The following is a 21229-nucleotide window of genomic DNA, read 5'->3' on the forward strand; positions in this document are numbered from 1 at the left end:
CATCCCGAACAGGACCGTGAAACGACTTTGCGCCGATGATAGTGCTGCAACCAGTGTGAAAGTAGGTCATCGTCAGGCTCTTATACCAGAAAGCCCCTGATTCCAACGAATCAGGGGCTTTTGCTTTGCAGATTCAGAAAAACAAATTCTGCATCTCGGTTGTGACCGAGACCTCGACGCTTCAAATCTCGACCCTTCAAGCTGCCTCACAGCTACTCTATAGAATCCCACCACAAATACCTCTTCAGTCACGCTTGTTTGCGAAGCTTCATTCGTTGATAACCGCGAATTCTCCAAATTCGAACAGACCGGATCTGATTGGAACCAAGCGTCTATATTCCTGTCCAATGTGCACTCGTTATTACTTTGGTCTATGGTAAAGTTTGTTCATTTAAAGATAATAATTACACGGAGTTTGCTATGCATTTTGGCTACAGTCGAAGCTTTTTCATTGCGATGTGCTTGGTTTCGGGAATCAGCACTGCTGCTGACGCTCCAAAGAAAAAGTGGGATGTGAATTCACCTACCGGGGAATCAAAAACCATTCAACTTGATATCAAAACTGGTACATGGATGAGTGTTGATGTGAGCCCAGATGGCAAAAAAATTCTCTTAGATATGCTTGGAGATATATACGTAATGCCAATCGAGGGTGGCGAGGCTAAGGCTTTGACGCATTCCATGGCTTGGGAAATGCAAGCACGCTTTTCACCTGATGGTAAGCAGATTACATTTATGTCCGATGCAGGCGGAGGCGACAATGTGTGGGTGATGAATGCAGATGGTTCTGACCCTCGCGCTGTCACGAAAGAAGATTTCCGTCTGCTGAATAACCCAGTGTGGCATCCAAATGGGCAATACATCGCCGCCCGTAAACATTTTTCAGGCACCCGATCACTAGGTTCTGGTGAAATTTGGATGTATCACATAAGTGGTGGCTCTGGTATTCAGATCAATGAAAAACCAAATTGGCAGAAAGATTTAGGTGAGCCAGCGTTTTCACCTGACGGTCGTTACATCTACTATTCTCAAGATACAACTGGAGGTTCCTCATTTGAATACAATAAAAATTCAAATGGACAAATTTACCAGATATTCCGTAAAGACCTAATCGAAGGCAAGACAATTTCATTCGTGAATGGACCTGGCGGTGCTGTACGGCCGACGCCATCACCAGACGGGAAGTATTTGGCTTTTGTGCGTCGGATTCGCAATCAAAGCACCTTGTTTTTGAAAGATTTGAAAACAGGTGAAGAAACCCCAGCCTGGGCGCATTTAGAGCGAGATATGCAAGAAGCGTGGGCGGTACACGGGGTATATCCGGCATTTGCTTGGATGCCAGGGGCGAAAGAAATTGTGGTTTGGGCGCAAGGAAAAATTTGGCGCGTCGATCCATTCACTAAGAACGCAAAAGAGATTCCATTCCATGTGAAAGATACGCGTGAAATACGTCCTGCTGTTCGATTCACCACTGAAGTTGGTACGGATCAATTTGATGTCAAGCAATTGAGATGGGTTAATGTTTCTCCAAAAGGTGACAAGGTACTGTATTCTGCCTTGGGGCATATTTACTTGCGAGACTTACCTAATGGTACACCTCGGCGTTTGACCAAACAAAGTGAGCATTTTGAATATTTTCCACAGTTTTCTAGGGACGGAAAATCTGTGGTGTATGCCACTTGGGATGATCATTCAACAGGTTCGATTCGTCTGTATGATCTTGATGCGAACCGCGAGCAAGTCCTAACGAAAGAGCCAGGAAAATATATTGATCCCACGGTAGCCCCCGATGGAAAAACGGTAGTCTATCGAAAAGTCCGTGGCGGATATTTGACAACGCCATGGTTCGGCATGGAAAACGGGGTCTACGCGGTAAGTTCCGATGGGAAATCGCCCCCACGATTGCTTGCTGAGGACGGCGAAAATCCACAGTTTGCATCTGATAGCAGCAGCTTATATTTAACCCGCACCAAGTATACGAGCGAGGTAGATTGGTCGACCTCGTTATTTCGCGTCAATTTGAATAAGTCCGAAGAGTTTGCTGTTGCACGCGGTGATTTTGCTTCGAATTTCTCTGTATCTCCCGACGGTAAGTGGTTGGCCTTTACTGAACGTTTTCATGTATACGTCATGCCTATGCCGGCTATCGGAAAGGCTATCACGGTAGGTGCGAAGGCTGATGCAGTGCCGGTAAAACAGTTAGATGTTAACGCTGGTGACTATTTGCATTGGTCTGGAGATAGTAAGAAATTGCATTTCAGTCTAGGTGATCAGCTTTTTACGAGTTCGTTGATTGATACATTTAGCTTTATAGAAGGCGCACCAAAAGAATTGCCTAAGCCTGTTGAAAGTGGAATGCCAATCGGTTTCCGCACTTCGTCCGATAAACCCACTGGCGTCACTGTTATTTCTGGTGCCCGTGTCGTTACGATGCGGGGAGATGAGGTGATTGACAATGCTCGTATTGTGATTCGAGATAATCGAATTGCTGCAGTTGGGAAAGTTGACGAAATCTCTGTTCCAGCAGGTGCAAATGTTATCGACGCGAAGGGGAAAACGATTATTCCTGGATTGGTGGATGTTCATTGGCATGGTGGAATGGGAGAGTCTGAGATTATTCCTCAACAGAGTTGGGTAGATTATGCCTCGCTCGCTTTCGGTGTCACGACTATCCATGATCCATCGAATGATACATCGGAGATTTTTACGCATAGTGAAATGCAAAAAGCAGGGCGCTTGGTTGCGCCAAGGATTTTCTCGACAGGGACAATTTTGTATGGTGCAAAAGCCAATTTTAGTGCAGTGGTGAACAGTTATGATGATGCGTTAACTCATCTCAAGCGACTCAAAGCTGCCGGAGCAATTTCTGTGAAGAGTTACAACCAGCCTCGTCGAGAACAGCGCCAACAAATTCTGGAAGCTGCTCGTCAAACGAATATGATGGTTGTACCCGAGGGCGGTTCATTGTTTCAGCACAATATGACGATGGTGGTGGATGGGCACACTGGTGTGGAACACTCGATTCCCGTAGCAAATGCCTATGAAGATGTGAAGCAGCTCTGGTCACAGACAACGGTCGGATACACACCTACTTTAATCGTTGGATACGGTGGACTTGATGGCGAACATTATTGGTACGCAAGAACCGACGTTTGGAAGCATCCAATCTTGTCACGTTATGTTCCGCGTTCCGTTTTAGAGCCGCGTAGCGTGCGTCGTGAAACAGCTCCAGAAGAAGACTTTAATGTCTTCAATATCGCACGCACCGCGACCGAATTGCAACGGGCAGGCGTGCCAGTTAATCTTGGCGCACATGGCCAACGTGAGGGCCTTGGAGCTCACTGGGAAATGTGGACCTTGGCACGTGGCGGGATGACACCAATCGAGGTCATACGATCTGCGACGCTAAATGGTGCGAAATATCTTGGTATGGACAAAGATATTGGATCATTGGAAGTCGGTAAATTAGCGGACATGGTGATTCTGAATGGTGATATTTTGAAAGATATTCGAAATTCCGATCAGATTGCCCATGTTATGTTGAATGGACGGTTGTATGAGGTAAATACGATGAATGAAATCGGTGCACGTAATAAGGCACGCAAACCATTTTTCTTTGAGGGTAAGAATGGTGTCAATGTGCCAGTCAATGTACAAACTTATGGCGATGGACATGGACATTAAATTTGTTGCGTAGGGCCTGACTAGGCTCCCTTAAAAGCCATGGCATTTTCCGTGCTATGGCTTTTTCTTTTTAGGGGCAGCATTTCTAGCTTGTTTTTTGTGCCCTTAAGTTCCCTCTCAATTTTGCCTACACAGTTTTTGAGCATAACTGTCAGTCTAGAATTAGAGGCTGCATTATTAAAAGCGAAGAAAAAGTCCTATTTTGCTATTAGAAAAGCAAGTTTTGTGAATTGTGTTTCTGCATCATTGTGTAAATCCTTTAGAATAGAGGGTTACAACATTTTGTGTTCGCTGGGTTAGATTCGGTGGCACGTCTAAGCAAAGTACAGCATGAATATCTCAAACACCCAAGAAATCGTCGAAGAACTCCGCGCAGGTCGGATGGTAATTTTGGTCGACGAAGAAGATCGTGAAAATGAAGGCGATTTAGTGCTTGCCGCTGAATTCGTTACGCCAGAAGCCATTAATTTCATGGCGAAATATGGTCGTGGACTGATATGTTTGACATTGACTGAAGAACGTTGTGATCAATTGAATCTCGCCATGATGTCGAGTCGTAACGGTACCGCGTATGGTACTAATTTTACGGTTTCTATTGAGGCTGCGGAAGGCGTTACCACAGGTATCTCAGCTGCTGATCGTGCGCGTACGATTCAGGTAGCGGTTGATCCTAATATGACGGCAGACGATATTGTGCAGCCGGGCCATATTTTCCCTTTGAAGGCGCAAAAGGGAGGGGTTTTGATGCGAGCTGGTCATACAGAAGCGGGTTGCGATCTTGCGGAATTGGCAGGCCTCAATCCTTCTTCCGTGATTTGCGAGATCATGAAAGATGATGGCACGATGGCGCGCTTGCCAGATTTACTTGAGTTTGCAGCAACGCACGGGCTCAAGATCGGCACCATCGCCGATTTGATTCGATATCGCAGTCAAAACGAAAGTATGGTGCAACGAGTTGCTGAACGACCAATGCACACGGTTCATGGTGTTTTTAATGCGATTGTCTACCGCGATATTCCGAGTAACTCAGCGCATTTGGTATTGGTGCATGGCGACATCAATCCTGATACTGAAACCTTGGTGCGGGTGCATCAGCCAGTGTCGATTCTCGACTTGCTGGAAACTCAAGTCACCACACATTCATGGAATATTGCGAGTGCATTACAAGCGATACAAACCGCAGCAAGTGGCGTGATGGTGCTACTGAATTGTGAAGAGACCGCAGAGCAGCTGTTTTCACAATTTAATGCATTGAATACGCCTGAGAAGAAACCGCAAGGCCGAGCTGCGCGTATGGATTTACGGACTTATGGAATTGGCGCACAAATCTTGCGAGATGTTGGCGTTGGCAAGATGCGCTTGCTCGCAAATCCACGTAAGATGCCTTCCATGACAGGATTTAATTTGGAAGTAACAGGCTATCTTGATAGTCCAGCAAAATAATTAATGCCGAGTTCACTTTTGTGTGAGCGAGGAAACGAATTTAGTGCGACCAGGTCGCGAAAAGGAATGAAAATGACAGTAGGACATTACGAATCAAATTTAGATGGCGCTGGGGTGCGTGTTGGCATAGTTCAAGCTCGTTTTAACGAGAATGTCGGCGAAGGCTTACTAAGTTCCTGCCTCGCAGAATTGAAACGCCTTGGTGTAATGGACGAGGATGTCTTACATGTCACCGTGCCAGGCGCGCTAGAAGTGCCTCTCGCTTTGCAAAAATTAGCTGCAACTCATCAGTTTGACGCGTTGATTGCTTTAGGTGCGGTGATTCGTGGTGAGACCTATCACTTTGAGTTGGTGTCGAATGAATCTGGTGCGGGAATTACTCGGGTAGGTTTGGATACCGGTATTCCTATCGCGAATGCAATTCTGACGACCGAAAATGATGAGCAAGCAGAAGTTCGCATGCATGAAAAAGGGGCAGATGCTGCTCGCGTTGCGATCGAAATGGCGAATTTGACCCTAGCACTAGAAGAGCTCGCCGAAGCGACAGAAGACATTCATTATGAAGCAGATTAATTTGTAATGTATAGGCATTACTACGACAAAATACGAAGGCAAAACTATGACAAGTACATCACAACACGCTAATCCAAATAAGAGTCGCTCACCACGTCATCGCGCGCGTGAGTTTGCATTGCAAGGTATCTATCAATGGCTCTTGAATAATGAAGACTCTGGGGTGATTGACGCGCATATTAGAGAGGCGCATGGATTCGATAAGGCAGATCGCGAGCACTTTGACGTACTATTGCACGGTGCCATTAATCATTCGATTCAATTGCGGGAAGAATTTGCCCCTTTCATTGATCGTGGAATCGGACAACTCTCACCAATTGAACATGCGGCATTATTGATCGGTGCGTTCGAACTGAAAAATCACATCGAAATTCCCTACAGAGTTGTGATCAATGAGGCGGTCGAGTTGACTAAGTCGTTTGGCGGTCAAGATGGCCACAAATATGTTAACGGTGTACTCGACAAGCTTGCAGCGAAGCTTCGCGCAACAGAAGTAAATGCGAAATAAATTTGTCGCGTTGTTAATTGGAGTTGACGCTTTATTCTAGTTTGATTTTCGATAAGAAAAGCCAGAGAGAAATTCTGGGGCCGAAAATGGTAGTGTCTTTACACAATCAAACTCTCTGTCTTCACAATTTGGAATCCCATCAGATCAATTATCTGCATATTCGAGTGTTAATAGCTGAGCTTCGTTTAGAAAATCCGCGGGTCTTCAAGTTCACTATGAGTTGCAGATAGAGAAATGAACTGTGGCTTCCTTCGGAGCGTTGCGTATAAATACGTGTAGTTGATTCAATGAATAAGCTTGGCTAACATATTCAATACTCGACTACCGATTAGCATTTATTGTCAGACTCAAAACTATATTCTAGCAATACTTGCGAAGCGTCAGCGCCGGCAGTACTCCAAGTTGTTCTGCCGTGCCCTCTAATACCAGCGAAGTCACCAGTTCCAGATCCAGACACGACATTTAAAGTGCTGATAGATTGGCCTGATTTCACAGATCCAATATGTTGAAGTATAAAACCACCAACACGATTACCGATTCGGCCATTTAGATATTCCAATCCTACGAAGTTTGATGCTCCATTTGCATTGGCAAATGCCAAACACTCAAAACGGGACTCCGCTTCGATGTCTCCGAGATAAAGGTGAGTAAGCTTTGAACGTCGCAATCCGGTGGTCAAATCCAATTTCTCATCCATTCCAAACAACTTTATTGTTCCACATGCCAACATATTCGCTCTCCCCCAAGGCGTTAAAGCAAAAAAGCAATATTTAAAATTAATTTCTAATAATCACTTTGCATTTTGATTGCTTTTTTTTGTTTTATTATTTTTTGCGCAGGACTTGTTGTCTCTATTTGTCGCTTTTGATTTTGAGTATTTCAAAAAAACACTATTATGTCTACTAACAAAATCACATACTTTATGTTGATTTGTTATTGTGTTTTTGTTGTTGAAAAAATATTTTAGCTCAGAATTGGCATGATTATGATGAAATTTAGACAAATTGAGGCTTTTCGTTGCCTGATGGTTGCGGGAACAACGATTGGCGCAGCGCGAAAGATGAATGTTACACAGCCAGCAATTAGCCGCTTAGTTGCAGATTTGGAGGATTCGTTAGGATTTCGACTTTTTAGTCGTGCAAAAGGTCGATTGGAGCCGACGACCGCCGGAGTTAGATTTTTTCGGGCAGTCGAGGAAAATTTTTTAGGGTTGGAGCGCTTAACTCAAGTTGCGAACAATATTCGAAATGATGCACCTGAAGGTATTTCTGTCGCTTGTCTCTTCGTTCTGTCGACGACTTTAATGCCATTAGTATTGAAAGAATTTTTTAAGTATCATCCTGAAGTCCCTGTGACTGTTGACAGTTGCAACGGGCCAGAAATATTGGTGCGGCTTCAAGATATGAAAGTTGATATGGCGGTGGCTCTGGATTTTCCACCCTTTGCGGGTGTCGAGGTTGAGAAGATATTGCGTGTCAATGTTATGTGCGCTATGCCGGAAGGACATCGTTTGTGCTCCAAGGAAGTGATCTATCCAAGCGATTTGGATGGTGAAAACATGATTGGATGGATTCCAATAATTTCACAAAACTACGAGAAGGAATTTCAAAGTTTGCAAGATGCCAAAAGTACGCCACGTAATGTAGTTAAAACACATACATCGCACACGCGTTACGCAATGGTTGCAAGTGGGTTGGGTTTGTCGATTGTCGAGCCATTTGCCGCAAAGATTTGGCAAGCTCATGGTGTGGTTGTTAGGCCTTTTTCTGAGAAGATTAGTTACGAATACGTACTCGCCTACCCAGGCGGAGGTATACGTTCTCAGTTATTAGCTGATTTTCGTGATGCAGTGATGAAAGTTGCCAGCGAATACGACTTTGGATTTGACGCGCGACCAAATACGTGTAGATAAGGGCGTGTGAACAATTTTGATTATCGATTTTAGATATAAAAAACGCCTATTGAGAAATAGGCGTTGGGATCAAATCAAGTCTAATTCTAATCGTCGAACTAGTCAGATGCCACCAGCTTGGCCAATCAAATTATTTGATTGTTGTGTAATTTCTTCACCGCGTTTCTCTGTATTGACTTCTTGGGGTCTAGAAATCATGCTCGGTTTTGCTGTTGTCGAAAAAATTGAAACTGATTTTCCGGCTGCGACATCTTTGAGGCGTTTATATTCGGCCATCACGAGGTTGCCATAGCCACCATCGGTCTCGTTGTCAGCCGCTCCAACATATCTCTTTAGGCCTGCCTCAATTGACCCTGCACTACTTACGTAGTCACGGAGGATCATTGCGCCAACTTTGATGTTGGCAACGGGATTTAATGCCGCCTTGATTCCACCAAGGTCGGAAAATTTATCATGGTGAACTTTGGACATGACTTGCATTAATCCTTGCGCACCGACGGGGCTCTCAGAAAATGGATTGAAGCGCGATTCGATCGCAATGACGCTAAGAATGAGAAGCGGATCAAGTTTGGTTTCTTTCGCTGTCAAATACGCAGCCGAAACCAGCATGTCGATCGCTTCGTTTGCAACACGATAGCGCTTCGAGAGCCAATTCGTCACTAATTGTTGTTGGTGTTGATTGCCGAGCAAGCGCTTTGAACCGAGTTCCGAATCCGAGCTATTTTTAGCTGTTTCATTAGTGTCGACATTTTGAGATACTAACTCAGGTGTCGCCATTAACATCGCGAGATCAGGTTCTGATGCTCTAACACCTGCCGAGATACTACTATCTTCACCAAAAGGGGATAGTTGTCGAAATTTATCTACTAGATCTGGATTAAAAAACATACTGGCCAGTATAAGTAGTGCCAACAGGCCCAAAGCGGATGTGAAGTGCAATAATTTCGTTAAACTGCCTACTTTGTTTTTGCTTGCTAACAAGCGAGCCATCTCTTTTTCCGCAGATAATCGTTTATCTGTTGGACGAGCTGATAAAATTAAATTTTGAAACATACAACCTCCTGAAATTTCGAGAAATGTCACGATGCTGGCAATCGGAGTTGCTTAGCAGTTCATTCTTCGAATCAGAAACATCGTCTACAACTTGAATATAAAATTATAGACGCCGGAGTTTTTCATTCTTTTCGGTCTTGCATCTGCATGGCAGAAAAGAATAAAAAACGTTTTCGGGTTGTTGGCTTTCGCCTAACTTGGTACAGGGAGATTTTTCGTCCCTATATTTGAATGGAAACCCGACTTCCAAAATAATTGCGCAGTTCGAAAAGTGTAACGATCTTTGATTTTGCGCAAACTTTAAAAAATTACTGTAAATCAATTCAGTAGTTTTTTAAGTTGGGCGAATTGTAGGTGCGCATTTATATCGAGTCAATACTAATAAGATTGTTCTTTATAACTTTTGAATCTATTTATTTGTGCTGCGTCGCAGCAAATTCTAATAAAATCAAACACTTGCCGTTGAATTTTAAGAAAAACCCTTGACCATACGATTGCATAAAAAAAGATGAAATATTTGGATTTGCGTGATTTTATTTCCCAATTGCAGCAACAAAATGAATTAAAACAAATAGTTACACCAATTTCTCCACATTTAGAAATGACTGAGATCTGTGATCGTACTTTGCGTGCTGCGGGTCCTGCATTGCTTTTCACGAACCCCAAGGGACATTCGATGCCTGTTTTGGCTAATTTATTCGGAACGCCAAAGCGGGTTGCAATGGGAATGGGCGCTGCTGACATCAGTGAGCTGCGAAAAATAGGGCATGTCTTGTCTTCGCTAAAAGAACCTGAGCCACCTAAAGGCTTCAGAGACATCATGGGTTTGGGATCATTGATCAAGGCTGTTTGGGATATGGCACCCAAAGAGTTACGCAGTGCCCCGTGCCAAGAAATAGTATGGGAGGGAAATGATGTTGACTTAGGTCGCCTGCCGATTCAACACTGCTGGCCAGGTGACGTCGCCCCTTTGATAACATGGGGACTAGTGATTACCAAAGGACCTCATAAGAAACGCCAGAATCTCGGAATTTATCGGCAACAAGTCTTGGCTAGAAATAAAGTGATTATGCGTTGGTTAGCGCATCGTGGGGGGGCGCTTGACTTTCGTGAGCATACTTTGCTCAACAAAGGAAAGCCTTATCCGATCGCTGTTGCCTTAGGTGCTGATCCCGCGACTATTCTGGGGGCAGTTACCCCAGTTCCAGACAGTTTGTCCGAATATCAATTTGCTGGTTTGTTGCGCGGTAGTCGGACTGAACTTGTCAAGGCGATCGGGAGCGAATTGCGGGTTCCTGCTTCTGCTGAGATAGTCTTGGAAGGGCATATATATCCCGACGATTCACACCATAGCGGATTCGAACACGCGCTTGAAGGACCATTTGGGGATCATACTGGCTACTATAATGAACAAGATAGTTTCCCTGTCTTCACCATTGACCGAATCACGATGCGACATAACCCAATCTATCACTCCACCTATACGGGAAAACCGCCAGATGAGCCTGCGGTTCTCGGCGTCGCATTAAATGAAGTCTTTGTTCCACTTCTACAAAAGCAATTCTCTGAAATTACTGACTTTTATTTACCACCAGAAGGTTGTAGCTATCGAATGGCAGTGGTTCAAATTAGAAAGTCGTATGCCGGTCATGCGAAGCGAGTGATGTTTGGTGTTTGGAGTTTTCTTCGGCAATTCATGTACACCAAATTCATCATTGTTGTTGACGAGGATGTCAATATTCGTGATTGGAAAGAGGTCGTATGGGCAATTACAACGAGAGTTGACCCAATGCGTGATACGACGATGGTGGATAATACACCAATTGATTATCTTGATTTCGCGTCACCTGTTAGCGGCCTTGGAAGTAAGATGGGTTTGGATGCAACAAACAAATGGCCGGGTGAAACAAATCGAGAGTGGGGAACGACCATTCAAATGTCGGTTGACGTGAAAACCAGGATTGATCAAATCTGGCAAGAACTAGGTCTTTAGTCTGAAACGTCATAATTTCAATTCACGAAACTCTGTCAATACAGTATAATTCGGGCTGGCGGGCCCCTGCGCATTGCGGCGTGACCAATCTGGTCAGGTCGGGAACGAAGCAGCCACAGTCATTTCCCGTAAGTGCCGCAGATCAGGCTCGCCTCCTACCTATTTTTATTTCTAGCGTCTTCGTTTTTCATACGGCGCGACTCATTTTCTGTGAACATCAAGTTGGGGCTCGCTAAGGGTGTATTTTGTCAACTTGTACTGACACATTTCATTTTTCTTCTTGATTGTTGACTTGCACGTTCCTAGCACTGCAGATCTGAAATGTTAATGAAGCTTAGCTCTATGTGTTGGCTTGAATTTTAGTAGTGCGATGCCATGGCTGTAACGGAAATGCGCGACGCATTCTTCGATTTGATCCTTTCAGTTGACCTGAATTGGTATTGATATTCAACCTCAATTGAATAGAAATGTTTGTTCAATTCGTTTTGTTTGCCTGATCAATGTGGAGAGCTATGCCGAAAGATTCAATCAGATGTTGGAAAATGGCGTTTTGTTGCGTTCTTGTTTTGAGGAACCAAAGAGGTTTGACTTGATTCAGCCGATTTCACCCGATTAATTTGGTTGTATGCGCGCGCGATTTTTGTTGGAGAATATTGACCCCATGTGAGCTGTGATCTGAGTAAAGTGGAGGAATGCTATTGAGGTCTCGTAGGTGAATCGAATAATTGAACGGCAGCGGTTAGGATTCTAAAATACCTACTGCGGTTTTATTGAAAACTCTATAAAATGCCTCGTCGATTGTCGAGCATTCTCGGCTAGAATCGAACAAATAAGTGAGTTGGTTAGCACGGCAATCAATCTATTTAAGATTCGGTGCTGAATGGAATGCACAAAGGATTGAATTTTTTGAAGACTTTGTGTGAAAAACAATAAGGTAAAATTGACAGATGTCTTATCAAGTTTTAGCCCGAAAATATCGCCCTAAGAGTTTTTCAACTCTGGTTGGGCAAGAGCACGTTGTGCGCGCTTTAACTCACGCGCTCGATCAGCAACGATTGCACCATGCTTATTTGTTCACTGGCACACGTGGGGTTGGGAAAACAACATTGTCCCGTATATTGGCCAAGTCATTCAATTGTGAAAAAGGAATCACGGCTCAGCCTTGTGGGCAATGTGAAGCATGTGTTGCAATTGATGCTGGACGTTTTGTCGATTATATCGAAATGGATGCGGCATCCAATCGTGGAGTCGACGAAATGGCTACTTTGTTGGAGCAGGCTATCTATGCACCATCGAATGCGCGATATAAAGTGTACATGATCGATGAAGTGCACATGCTCACGAATCACGCTTTCAATGCGATGTTGAAGACTTTGGAAGAGCCGCCAGAGCATATAAAATTTATTTTGGCGACGACCGATCCGCAGAAAATTCCCGTTACTGTACTTTCAAGATGTTTGCAATTTAATTTGAAGCAGATGCCACCGGGTCATATTGTTGGACATCTTGAAAATATTTTGGGACAAGAACAAATTGAATTCGAAGTGTCGGCTTTGCGATTGTTGGCGCAGGGAGCTCATGGTTCAATGCGTGACGCCCTCTCATTGACTGATCAAGCTATTGCCTATGCTGCGGGTAAGGTTAGCCTTGATGCCGTTCAAAATATGTTAGGGGCTCTTGATCAATCTTATTTGCTTCGCTTATTGGATGCGCTTTTAGTTGAGGATGGTCGATCACTATTGGGTGTGGCGGATGAAATGGCCGCGCGCAGTCTTTCCTACAAAGCGGCTTTGCAAGATTTGGCGACGTTACTTCATCAAATTACGGTTGCGCAATTGGTTCCGTCGGCCTTGCCTGAAGATTTGCCTGAGCGAGCAGAATTGCTCAGATTGGCGCAGGCGTTCGCGAAAGAGGAAATCCAACTTTACTATCAGATTGCCATACATGGACGAAATGAAATTGGACTCGCACCTGATGAGTATGCAGGATTTTGTATGTGTTTAATGCGTATGCTGGCGTTTCGTCCTGCGTCCTCCACGGCTCAAGGAAGTGCATCGAGATCGGATGGTGATGTGGCGGCAAGGCATTCTACCGCAAGTCAGAGTACTGTTCGATCGTCGAACGGCGCTCAAATTTTAAAGCAAGATTTGTCGGTGACCCCGCGTTCAAATAATGCAAACTTGACCGACCAAGTGGCTATCGAACAAATCGCAAAATCAGAATTGATTGAAGATGGAGAGAAAGTTGCTATACCGCTGAGTTCTGCGCTAAATATGCAAGCGCCAGTCCCGAACAAACCGATGAGCCCAGCAATGGCAGCGTTGGCTGCTGCCCGGGCCGGAAGTGCAAATGGCGCGAAAAAGCAAAATGGCATAAAAGCGCCAATGGCTCTGTCCTCCGAATCTCCAAATCAAAGTTCTGTTCCTTCCATAAGCATTCAAGATCGAGAGTCAAGTGCAAAGTCTGAACGAGTAATAACTCCAGCGTCTTCAACCGTACAAGAAATCGCAAAAAGTTCAAATCGCGATTTGGAACCACCTCCATGGGATGATATCGATATTGACCAATATTCCTTAACTCCTACGCACGGGCGGCACAAAGAAATTCAGGAGAGTGATTATTGGAGTGAAGAGATCTCTAATCAAGCGCATAGGCCTGATGCTGCCGAAACAGCAACGGCTGAGTTGCAATTAGAGTCGGAAAATGTTGCTTTAGCTGCAACTGAAATCAATCTTCAGATCACGGAGTCGGCACCACAGTCTGGACGACTCGAGGAGTGGGTCCCATTGACCTCGTCTAGCCAGACTATCGAAAATGCTAGTCGTACTCTCAAACTGCTTCCTGTGCCAGAAATCGAGTGGGATGGACATTGGCCTAATTTGGCAGCGAGCCTACCTTTGCGGGGAGTTGCTCAACAACTTGCACAACAAAGCGAATTGCGTGATTGTGTTATCAATGGCAATGCGGTTTTGTTTAAGCTCTGCGTTCCTTTGCAAACACTGTTGTCAGCAGGTAGTGGAGAAAAGTTGTCGGCTGTATTAAACGAGAAATTTGCGACATTTCAAAGAGAAGTTCGATTGGAATTTGAAATTGGCGCTGTTGAACTGACCGCAAACGCGCAGGCAGTGGCTGAGCGGGCCGAACGTCAAGCGGAGGCAGAAAATTCTATACGAACAGATGGCTTTGTTCAAACACTGATGCGTGAGTTTGGCGCGACGATTTTAACTGGTAGTGTTCGACCAGTATAAGGATTTTGAAACAATGACCCCAAGTTGCTGATCTATCAGACCTTGTAATATGAATTAAATTAGTAAAGGAGAAGTTCTCATGATGAAAAACCAATTGGCTGGCTTGATGAAACAAGCGCAAGCAATGCAAGATAATATGAAAAAAGCGCAAGATCAATTAGCGTTGGTCGAGGTGGAAGGGCAATCTGGTGCTGGATTAGTGCGGGTTGTGATGACTTGCAAAAATGACGTTAAGAGAGTGACGATCGATCCAAGCTTATTAGCCGACGATAAAGATATGTTGGAAGATTTAGTCGCCGCCGCTTTTAATGATGCGGTACGAAAAGCTGAGGCAACAAGTCAAGAAAAAATGGCTGGATTGACAGCCGGTATGCCTCTGCCACCAGGCTTCAAGCTGCCATTCTGAGTTTTTTCGTCGTTACGTATTTGAAAAAAATCGAGGCGCATCCGGTTTAGATCGGGTGCGCTTTATTTATTGAGATAATCGTGTGAAATCATTAGGTAGTTTAGAACAATTGTCTGAAGCGTTGCGGCGCCTACCTGGGGTTGGTCCCAAATCGGCCTTGCGAATGACTTATCATTTACTTCAGCATGATCGCGAAGGCGCGGAGTTAATCGGTCGTGCAATGTTGTCTGCTCTGAACATGGTGCATAACTGCTCGCTATGCAATACTTTCACTGAAAATGAGACTTGCGAACTGTGTTTGAATCAGGAGCGCGAGCGGTCGATGCTGTGCGTTGTAGAGTCTCCCAGTGATCAGCTAATGATCGAGCAAACGATGACCTATAAAGGTTTGTATTTCGTGTTGATGGGGAGATTGTCGCCGTTAGATGGTGTGGGGCCTCAGCATATTCATTTGGAAAAATTAGTACGCAGAGCGACCGACGGCCAAGTGCGAGAGGTCGTATTAGCAACTAACTTTAACAATGAAGGCGAAGCAACAGCGCACTATATAAGTGAAACATTGAAAGCGCGAGGCTTGCTGGTAAGTCGACTTGCTCGCGGCGTGCCAGTTGGTGGCGAGTTGGAATATGTCGATCCAGGGACAATAGCGCGCGCAATGCTCGATCGACGGGTGACTTGATGTCTGCACGAAACCAAGAAAAATCACATGGCCCGTTAGCAGGTATTAAAGTTCTCGAACTTGGTACCTTGATTGCAGGTCCTTTTTGCGCCCGGATGTTTGGAGAGTTTGGTGCTGAAGTGATTAAGGTGGAAACGCCAGATGGCGGTGATCCATTGCGCCACTGGCGAGTTTTAAAAGATGGTACCTCTCTGTGGTGGCGTTTGCAATCGAGAAATAAGAAAAGCCTGACGCTGAATATGAAGTCGAAGGAGGCCCAGGAGATAGCTCGACGATTGGCGCTCGACGCCGATATTATTATCGAAAATTATCGCCCAGGTGTTTTGGAAAAATGGGGGCTTGGATACGAAGATTTGAAGTTGATTAATCCAGCGACGATCATGGTGCGTTTATCGGGCTATGGCCAATCTGGTCCGCTCAAAGATTTCCCCGGCTTTGGTGCGGTTGGGGAATCGATGGGAGGACTACGCTATGTATCAGGTCATCCTGATCGACCACCAGTTCGCGTTGGTATCTCAATAGGCGATTCAGTTGCAGCGCTGCATGGCGTGATTGGTGCCATGATGGCATTGCGACATCGAGATGTCACAGGTGGGCGCTGGAATAAAAAGGAAGGTGCTGAATTGATTGCTGGGCAAGGACAAATGGTCGATGTTGCCTTATATGAGTCAGTCTTTAATTTGATGGAATCATTGGTTCCAGAGTTTGATTTTGCTGGAGTTGTTAGAGAGCGCACTGGTGGCGCATTGCCGGGGATTGTTCCATCGAATACTTATACTTGCCAAGATGGAGAGAATATAGTTATTGCGGGAAATGGTGATGCCATTTTTCGTCGATTGATGTTAGCGATCCAGCGAGTTGACTTGGCGGAAGATCCAGAGTTGCAACGAAACGATGGGCGCGTTCCTCGGACCGCAGAGATTGATGCTGCGATTCAGGCGTGGTGTTCGTCAATGCTGATTGATCAAGCATTAACTATCTTGCGTGAAGCGGATGTTCCTGTCAGTAAGATTTATTCTGTGCGCGATATGATGGCTGATCCGCAATTTCAGGCTCGTGACATGTTTGAGCAGCACCATTTCTCAGATGGGGCGCCAGTGAAATTTCCTGCGATTAGCCCGAAGTTATCAAAGACTCCTGGCGTGACACATTGGATGGGGCCGGAGTTGGGCGCCCATTCAGAAGAAATTTTAATATCGCTGGGATATACTTGTTTAGAGATCGATGAATTGCGCAAGCGAAAAGTGATATAGCACTTTTCGCTCTCAGCGTATTCCACCTAGATTGGACTTCGAATTGGTTTGGAAATACCCTAGGATAAGGTTTTTAAATATTCTCTTATCCCAGCAAGTAGCATTTCGACTGCCATCGCTGTAAGAATCAAACCCATGAGGCGTTCGACGGCAGTCATTGTACGTTCGCCCAATGCGCGTTGCATTCTTTCTGCGCTCAATAGGACAATCAACCAAACGATCGCAACCGCGATTAGTGCGGCAACGTGAATCGCGACATCGAGACGACTGTCAGACGAAAATAGTAAAACCGTTGCAAGCGATGAAGGGCCTGCAAGAGCGGGAATCGCTAATGGGACAATAAACGGCTCACTCTCACCTTCGGTTCCCCCGAACACTCCGCCTTCTTGAGGAAACACCATTCTTAGTGCAATCAAGAATAGGATGACACCACCACCAATTCTCAAGGATACTTCAGATAACTGCAAGGCTTCAAGAAAGTGCTTGCCAAAGAACATGAAGAGGAGCAACAGGATAAAAGCGATTGCACATTCTCGAACGACAACTTGCCAACGTCGCTCTGGAGAGACTTTCGAAAGAGCACTGACAAAGATAGGGATGTTGCCAAATGGGTCTGTGACTAGAATGAGCAGAATAAGTGATTGAAAAAAATCTTGAGTCATTTAATTGTTTCTCACCTTTGTTATAGTTAATTAATGCTCGAGTGTTTTCTCTATGCATTAGGTGGCGGTTTTCTAAGTATTCATTACACGCAATTCTGGGGGCGAAAAAGGTTTCGGTCAATCTTGTTTTGTGCAGGGCTATTAAGGCGAGAAAATATCTTTGTGTTTTGCCGTAAAATCTCCTTGTCTCGATCGAGATGTTAAAGTACTGACCGAGCAAATTATTCACTTTTAGAAAACGCTGAGAAATGATCACAAACAAAAAAATACGACCAGACACTCCCTGTGTTGCCGTTTGTTCGACAACCTTTGACGAGGTTTGCAGAGGATGTGGTCGGACGGTTGCCGAAGTTGCGGATTGGGTATTTATGAGCCAAGACGAGAAAGATAAAGTTTGGGATCGGATTTTGGCGCAAGGTTTTCCTCGCCGCAATTAAATTCTATGATGTAAATAGTTGTAATGAAATTTAACGTCATCATTAAGTCAAATTAAAATATTGTAGAAGTGAATTCTGTCCGAATTATTCTTCTACAAGAGATTCTAATGGCATCTTTGTGCTGAATTCGTGTTAGGATTTCCGACTTAAGCTTTTAATATTTTTTTTCGGTGATCGAGAGCGGTTTGCGTCATTCAATCTGCTTGATCGGCCGATATTTTTATCAAAATTAACCAATGTAATGAGAATGCAATGAAGAATGTTCGTTTTAAACAGAATCCCAATAAGTTTGCTTTTACAAATGGTTTTACTTTGATTGAAATTATGATTGTGTTAGTCATCATGGGCATTTTGGCTGGGTTAGTAGTGCCAAAATTAATGGGACGAACCGATGATGCTCGCGTATTGCAAGCAAAGCAGGACATCTCGACGATGCTCGGTGCCTTGAAAATGTATAAGTTGGATAATTTGCGTTATCCGACAACAGAGCAGGGCCTACAAGCTTTAATCACTAAGCCAACTTCAGGGCCTGCTGCTAATGGGTATAGATCGGAAGGCTATATTTCTAAATTAGCCAAAGATCCTTGGGGAAATCCCTATCAATACGCCTCGCCGGGCTTGAAGTCTGAAATTGAAATCTATTCCTATGGACAAGATGGCAAACCTGGAGGTACAGGCTATGACGCTGATATCGGGTCTTGGGATCTGTAAATAGCGCTCGTGTCTATTTATCACAAAAAACAAGGCGATTTTCGGCAAACTGGCTTCACTTTGCTAGAACTGCTTGTCGTGTTGGTCATTATGGGCATCATGCTCGGTGCCGTCACCTTGAACGCAGTGCAGAGCGTACATCAGCGATTGCAAACTGATGCGCAAAGAATCTCATTATTGTTGCAATTGGCTCGAGAAGAAGCCATTGTGCGGAATCGCCAAACGGCTTTTGAGGTGTTTGAGCAAGGCTACCAATTTATTGTGTTGAATGATAATAAGTGGGAAAAAATTGCTGATTTAGATACTTTGCGTGCGCGTCAATTCACTTTTCCCGAAACCAAGCTGAGTATTATTTCAAATGATCCAATCAGCGCTGAAAAATTGCGTATCGTGTTTGGACGGGAGCCAGTATCGCGACCTTTTACTATGATTCTGCGCGTCGGTAGCGATCAAGTATCGATCAATGCAGATGGTGTTGGACATTTTGTCGTAGAGTGAGTCAAATGTATCTAGCAAAAACAGGCAAGTTTGTTACTCTCAAAAATAGCGGATTTACATTGCTTGAAGTTCTGGTCGCTTTAGTCATCGTTGGCACTGTTCTCGGCGCAAGCTTACGCGCTGTCGCGAGCCTTGCTCAGAATAGTAGCGGTCTGCGTGCCACGATGATGGCCAATTGGTCTGCCGAAAATCGGTTGGCGCAAATTCGTTTGGGTAAGGAATGGCCTGAAATAGGGGAGCGTAGTTTTCCTTGTTCACAGGGGGAATTGAATTTACTTTGTGAAGAACACGTACTTTCAACTCCGAATCCATCTTTCCGTCGAGTTGAAGTGTTGGTATTTGATGCGAATAATATACAGCGTCGTTTGGCAAAGCTGACGCAGGTGGTTCCTAATGCGCCTTAAAATGATCTATCGCAATGCTGGCTTTACTCTGATTGAATTACTGGTGGCAATCGCAATTTTGGCGATTATCGCGGTGATGGGCTGGAGTGGCTTAGATAGCATTATTCGCGCTCGTCAGACATTGAACCAAGAATTGGAGCAGAGCCGTGGCGCGCAAATTAGTTTTGTACAGCTCGAGAATGATTGTGCCCATCTTGTTAGCGAAGCACACTTGCCTAAGCGTGAAAACCTGCGTGCCTTTGACACCCAATTGATTTTGGTGAGAACTGTGTATGAAGATAATCGGCCGCCTCAACTTCAAGTTGTTGCCTATAAGTTGGAAAATGGAGTTTTTTCTCGACGCGAGTCTGTTGCGACTCGTGATTTGAGAATTTTGGATTCATACTGGCAAAGTGCCATTAGCAGTACCGATAACATGCCTGTCGTGGCGCTGCAGCGCGATGTTTTGTCGTTTCAAATGCGTACTTGGAATAATGATGAAAATACTTGGCGAGTTGCTGGCACAGATTTGGCAACGGACACCCGCGGAGCTGTCGCAATTAAACAAGGTAAAGAACCACCGCGTAAGACTGGGCTCGAAGTGACGATGCAATTGCGAAATCAGGCCAACCCTTTGCTAAAAATTTTCTTGCTGGGTGCAGCATGAACTTGTTTAAGCAACGTGGCGTGGCGGTGGTGACGGCACTATTGCTCACCACGCTCGCGATCACAATTGTTGCCAGTCTTTTTTGGCAGCAGCAAGTCCAAGTACGCTCCATTGAAAATCAACGTTTTCAATTACAAAAGAAATGGGTTTTGCGTGGAGCGCTGGATTGGGCAGGTCTTATTCTTCGCGAGGATAGACGAATCAGTAAAGTTGATCATTTAGGCGAGCCATGGGCGGTTAGTTTGGGCGATACTCGGCTCGACCAATATGTAGAGAATGGAAAAACAGATACTGAAGATAGTGACGCGACATTGTCTGGCCAAATTAGTGACGCTCAGGCCAAATATAACTTAACAAATTTAGCGGCGAATGGTCAAGTTGATCCGCGTGAGCTTGCTGTCTTCGCCAAATTGCTAAGTAATCTCCGGCTAGATCCCAGTTTGGCGCAGCAAGTTGCCGTGCAAATTGCTCTCACGCAAGAACGCGTTGTCGCGGGTCCTGATAAGCCTGGTGATAGTTCAAAAAAACAGGAAGATAGCGGTGCCGGAAAGTTGGGGGGCGGCTTGAGCGGGGCAAATACAACGCTTCATGGGGGACTTTCATCTGTTGGTCTATCGACAAGTTCCAATTCCGAAGTACAATTCTTGAAATTTAGTCAAATTGAAGATTTGCTCGCTGTGCCTGGCTTCAACTCCTCGATGATTTTTCGCTTAAGAAACTTTGTTACTGTGTTGCCTCGTGTAACCAAGATAAACGTCAATACTACTACTGCGGAAGTCCTCTCTGCTCGTTTAGAAAATGTCAGTTTGAGCGATGCGGCGTTGATGATTGCAAGCCGTGATCGCGCCTATTTCCTTGATTTCGAGAGATTTCGAATGAACTTTCAAGATAAGGTGCAGGAATCGGATAGAAATTTTTTGGAATTTCAATCAAATTTTTTTGTGGTGAACGGTAAGGTTAAGTTAAATCGCTCATTACTTGAAGTTGACGCCTTGTTCGAGCGAGATGATACAAAGACACAAGTCCTTTGGATCAAGGAAAATTGAATAAGATGCGATAGAAGTTGGAATACGAGTAGACGATAGCAATTGCAATTGCTCGAAATAGACAAATAAAAAG

19 protein-coding genes and 1 other RNA gene are annotated in these 21229 nt (G+C 44.7%); 17 read left to right on the forward strand and 3 right to left on the reverse strand.

The window, feature by feature from the left end:
* Positions 1–420: 420 nt before the first annotated feature.
* From KDM90_RS00005 to nusB, 4 genes are all read left to right on the forward strand, one after another.
* Complete coding sequence (locus KDM90_RS00005; RefSeq protein ID WP_212673580.1) at positions 421–3684, forward strand: amidohydrolase family protein; 3264 nt, start codon at positions 421–423, stop codon at positions 3682–3684.
* Between the two features lie 330 nt (positions 3685–4014).
* The gene (gene ribBA, locus KDM90_RS00010; RefSeq protein WP_212673581.1) at positions 4015–5127 is read left to right on the forward strand and encodes a bifunctional 3,4-dihydroxy-2-butanone-4-phosphate synthase/GTP cyclohydrolase II; all 1113 of its coding nucleotides are present in this window, start codon (positions 4015–4017) and stop codon (positions 5125–5127) included.
* A gap of 72 nt (positions 5128–5199) precedes the next feature.
* A complete protein-coding gene (ribH, locus tag KDM90_RS00015; protein ID WP_212673582.1) occupies positions 5200–5700 on the forward strand; it encodes a 6,7-dimethyl-8-ribityllumazine synthase in 501 nt (166 codons plus the stop codon).
* 46 nt (positions 5701–5746) lie between these two features.
* Positions 5747–6208, forward strand: coding sequence for a transcription antitermination factor NusB (gene nusB / locus KDM90_RS00020; RefSeq protein ID WP_212673583.1), 462 nt, complete (start codon positions 5747–5749; stop codon positions 6206–6208).
* Between the two features lie 328 nt (positions 6209–6536).
* Here the strand turns inward: nusB and KDM90_RS00025 are convergent, their stop codons facing one another.
* Positions 6537–6938 carry a DUF3224 domain-containing protein gene (locus tag KDM90_RS00025; RefSeq protein WP_212673584.1) on the reverse strand — a complete coding sequence of 134 codons (402 nt, stop codon included), beginning with the start codon at positions 6936–6938 and terminating at the stop codon, positions 6537–6539.
* A 255-nt stretch (positions 6939–7193) separates the two neighbouring features.
* Here KDM90_RS00025 and KDM90_RS00030 point away from each other — a divergent pair, with 255 nt between their 5' ends.
* On the forward strand, positions 7194–8120 hold the full coding sequence (locus KDM90_RS00030; protein WP_212673585.1) for a LysR substrate-binding domain-containing protein: 927 nt from the start codon (positions 7194–7196) through the stop codon (positions 8118–8120).
* 102 nt (positions 8121–8222) lie between these two features.
* Here the strand turns inward: KDM90_RS00030 and KDM90_RS00035 are convergent, their stop codons facing one another.
* Positions 8223–9173 carry a transglycosylase SLT domain-containing protein gene (locus KDM90_RS00035; RefSeq protein WP_212673586.1) on the reverse strand — a complete coding sequence of 317 codons (951 nt, stop codon included), beginning with the start codon at positions 9171–9173 and terminating at the stop codon, positions 8223–8225.
* A 508-nt stretch (positions 9174–9681) separates the two neighbouring features.
* Between KDM90_RS00035 and ubiD the strand changes: the two genes are divergently transcribed.
* From ubiD to KDM90_RS00065, 6 genes are all read left to right on the forward strand, one after another.
* A complete protein-coding gene (gene ubiD, locus KDM90_RS00040) occupies positions 9682–11166 on the forward strand; it encodes a 4-hydroxy-3-polyprenylbenzoate decarboxylase (protein ID WP_212673587.1) in 1485 nt (494 codons plus the stop codon).
* A 57-nt stretch (positions 11167–11223) separates the two neighbouring features.
* Positions 11224–11322: signal recognition particle sRNA small type (ffs, locus tag KDM90_RS00045), an RNA gene on the forward strand.
* A gap of 791 nt (positions 11323–12113) precedes the next feature.
* Complete coding sequence (locus tag KDM90_RS00050) at positions 12114–14414, forward strand: DNA polymerase III subunit gamma/tau (RefSeq protein WP_212673588.1); 2301 nt, start codon at positions 12114–12116, stop codon at positions 14412–14414.
* A 79-nt stretch (positions 14415–14493) separates the two neighbouring features.
* Entirely contained in the window at positions 14494–14820 is a 327-nt protein-coding gene (locus KDM90_RS00055; RefSeq protein WP_212673589.1) for a YbaB/EbfC family nucleoid-associated protein, read from the forward strand.
* Between the two features lie 82 nt (positions 14821–14902).
* Positions 14903–15499: a recombination mediator RecR gene (recR, locus tag KDM90_RS00060; protein ID WP_212673590.1), complete on the forward strand. Its 597-nt coding sequence runs from the start codon at positions 14903–14905 to the stop codon at positions 15497–15499.
* Entirely contained in the window at positions 15499–16752 is a 1254-nt protein-coding gene (locus KDM90_RS00065; protein WP_212673591.1) for a CaiB/BaiF CoA transferase family protein, read from the forward strand. The genes recR and KDM90_RS00065 overlap by 1 nt, the downstream gene beginning before the upstream one ends.
* 59 nt (positions 16753–16811) lie before the next feature.
* On the opposite strand, the gene KDM90_RS00070 is transcribed toward KDM90_RS00065, so the two are convergent.
* Positions 16812–17414, reverse strand: a complete 603-nt coding sequence (locus KDM90_RS00070) for a MarC family protein (RefSeq protein WP_212673592.1) — start codon at positions 17412–17414, stop codon at positions 16812–16814.
* Between the two features lie 248 nt (positions 17415–17662).
* On the opposite strand from KDM90_RS00070, the gene KDM90_RS00075 reads away from it, so the two are divergent.
* The 6 genes from KDM90_RS00075 to gspK all read left to right on the forward strand — a co-directional run bounded on the left by KDM90_RS00075 (position 17663) and on the right by gspK (position 21156).
* Positions 17663–17851 (forward strand): DUF1289 domain-containing protein, encoded by a 189-nt coding sequence (locus tag KDM90_RS00075; RefSeq protein WP_212673593.1) that lies wholly within the window; start codon positions 17663–17665, stop codon positions 17849–17851.
* 252 nt (positions 17852–18103) lie between these two features.
* Complete coding sequence (gene gspG, locus KDM90_RS00080) at positions 18104–18562, forward strand: type II secretion system major pseudopilin GspG (protein WP_212673594.1); 459 nt, start codon at positions 18104–18106, stop codon at positions 18560–18562.
* Between the two features lie 9 nt (positions 18563–18571).
* Positions 18572–19060, forward strand: coding sequence for a GspH/FimT family pseudopilin (locus KDM90_RS00085; RefSeq protein ID WP_329605270.1), 489 nt, complete (start codon positions 18572–18574; stop codon positions 19058–19060).
* 5 nt (positions 19061–19065) lie between these two features.
* The gene (gene gspI / locus KDM90_RS00090; RefSeq protein ID WP_212673595.1) at positions 19066–19464 is read left to right on the forward strand and encodes a type II secretion system minor pseudopilin GspI; all 399 of its coding nucleotides are present in this window, start codon (positions 19066–19068) and stop codon (positions 19462–19464) included.
* Positions 19454–20110, forward strand: a complete 657-nt coding sequence (locus KDM90_RS00095) for a PulJ/GspJ family protein (protein ID WP_230409525.1) — start codon at positions 19454–19456, stop codon at positions 20108–20110. Before gspI ends, KDM90_RS00095 begins: the two co-directional genes overlap by 11 nt.
* On the forward strand, positions 20107–21156 hold the full coding sequence (gene gspK / locus KDM90_RS00100; RefSeq protein ID WP_212673596.1) for a type II secretion system minor pseudopilin GspK: 1050 nt from the start codon (positions 20107–20109) through the stop codon (positions 21154–21156). The genes KDM90_RS00095 and gspK overlap by 4 nt, the downstream gene beginning before the upstream one ends.
* Positions 21157–21229: the final 73 nt, after the last annotated feature.

This window comes from Affinundibacterium fentianense, from assembly GCF_018139545.1.
Taxonomy (GTDB): Bacteria; Pseudomonadota; Gammaproteobacteria; order Burkholderiales; family Burkholderiaceae_D; genus Undibacterium; species Undibacterium fentianense.